The organism is Streptomyces sp. WELS2 (assembly GCF_013870595.1).
Taxonomy (GTDB): domain Bacteria; phylum Actinomycetota; class Actinomycetes; order Streptomycetales; family Streptomycetaceae; genus Streptomyces.
Genome location: NZ_JACBWZ010001102.1, coordinates 1 through 1,752 on the forward strand (window position 1 = coordinate 1; position 1,752 = coordinate 1,752).

The 1,752-nt window shown below is 72.2% G+C and carries 1 protein-coding gene and 1 pseudogene; both read left to right on the forward strand.

Translation table 11 applies throughout. The annotated features are described in order from the left end of the window. The first annotated feature begins 20 nt into the window (after positions 1 to 20). Complete coding sequence (locus tag H5J33_RS34055; protein ID WP_181798529.1) at positions 21 to 1,157, forward strand: acyl-CoA dehydrogenase family protein; 1,137 nt, start codon at positions 21 to 23, stop codon at positions 1,155 to 1,157. Positions 1,158 to 1,225: 68 nt separating this feature from the next. After that, a pseudogene (locus tag H5J33_RS34060) lies at positions 1,226 to 1,752 on the forward strand (non-ribosomal peptide synthetase condensation domain protein); the annotation flags it as partial.

Genomic DNA, 1,752 nt, shown 5'->3' on the forward strand with positions numbered 1-1,752 from the left:
ACACGCACGGAGGACTTCCGATGAAGGTCCAGCGCATCCTTCCCACCGAGGAGGCGGCCGATCTGCTCGGCCTGGTCCGGGACATCGCTGCCGGCGAACTCGCTCCCCGCGTCGCCGAATTCGAGGACTCCCACACCTTCCCCCGGGAGATCGTGCGCACCCTGGGCAAGGCCGGCCTGCTGAGCCTGCCGTACCCCGAGGAGTACGGCGGCGGCGGACAGCCGTACGAGGTCTACCTCCAGGCGCTGGAGGAGATCGCCTACCACTGGTTCGGGGTCGCCGAAGCGGTCAACGTGCACAACCTCGCCTGCTTCGGCACCGCCGCCTACGGCACCCGGGCCCAGCGCGAGGAACTGCTGCCCGGCATGCTCGGCGGCGAACTCCTCGGCGCCTACTGCCTGTCCGAGCCGGAGGCCGGGTCGGACGCCGCCGCCCTCACCACCCGGGCGGTCCGGGAGGACGACGGCTACCGGATCAGCGGGACCAAGGCGTGGGTCACCCACGCCGGACACGCGGACTTCTACACCGTGTTCACCCGCACCGGCGGACCGGGCGCCCGGGGCCTGTCCTGCCTGGTGGTGCCCGGTGGTACGCCCGGCATGGTGGTACACGAGCCGGAACGGAAACTCGGCGTGTGGTCCAACCCGACCGCCCAGATAGGCTTCGACGGCGTCCGGGTGCCGGCCGGGCGGCTGATCGGCCGCGAGGGCAAGGGCTTCCTGATCGCGATGGGCGCACTGGACTGCGGCCGGCTCGGCATCGCGGCCTGCGCGGTCGGCATCGCCCAGGCCGCCGCCGACTACGCCGTGCGGTACGCCAAGGAACGCCGCCAGTTCGGGCAGCGGATCCTCGCCTTCCAGGGAATCGGCTTCCTGCTCGCCGACATGGCCACCCAGATCGCCGCGGCCCGGGCACTCACCCTGGCGGCCGCCCGGCTGAAGGACGCCGGCCGCCCGTACTCGCTGGAAGCGGCGAAGGCGAAGCTGTTCGCCACCGACGTGGCGATGAAGGTGACCACCGACGCGGTGCAGGTCCTCGGCGGCGCAGGCTATGTCCGCGACCACCCGGTGGAGCGCTGGATGCGCGAGGCCAAGCTGCTGCAGATCGTCGAAGGCACCAACCAGATCCAGCGCATGGTCATCTCGCAGGGCCTGTAGCCGTCCGGGCACGCCCCCTTTGTCAACAGCGCCGAACGAGGCAACCCGAAAGGACGGTTCGGAACACGATGACCACGGTCGAGGAGCGGACCCTCACACTGGACTCCGCCAGATCCGGCACGGGCCCCGCCACCTGGGGCCAGCGGGCGATCTGGGGCGTCGTCACCCGGCTCGGTGACGACGCCCCCCGCTACAATTTGCGGCTGGACCTGCCGCTCGACCCGCCCCGCCCCGCCTCCCGCGTCCTCGCGGACCTGACGGAGCTGCTGCGGATGCACGACAGCCTGCACACCCGTCTCCTGCCGGACGGCGAGGACGGGCTGCGCCAGGTCGTGGACGGGTGCGGCGAGCTGCCCGTGGCGGTCCGCACCTGCGCCGCCGCTCAGGCCCCGGCGGTCGGCGAAGCCCTGCTGGACGAGCTGGCGGGACGCTCCTTCGATCACGCGCGCCAGTGGCCTTTCCGGGTCGGCCTCGTGGAGTGCGAAGGGCTGGTGCACCGGCTGGTGCTGGCGGCCTCGCACACCGCGATGGACCTGTGGGGCGAGGGCCGGATGCTGCGCGACCTGCGGCTGATCGAGGCGGGCGAGACCGCCGA

What these genes read in the sequence shown, in the direction of transcription:
- H5J33_RS34055 (WP_181798529.1), top strand. Translation starts at nt 21, where the DNA reads ATGAAGGTCCAGCGCATCCTTCCCACCGAGGAGGCGGCCGATCTGCTC.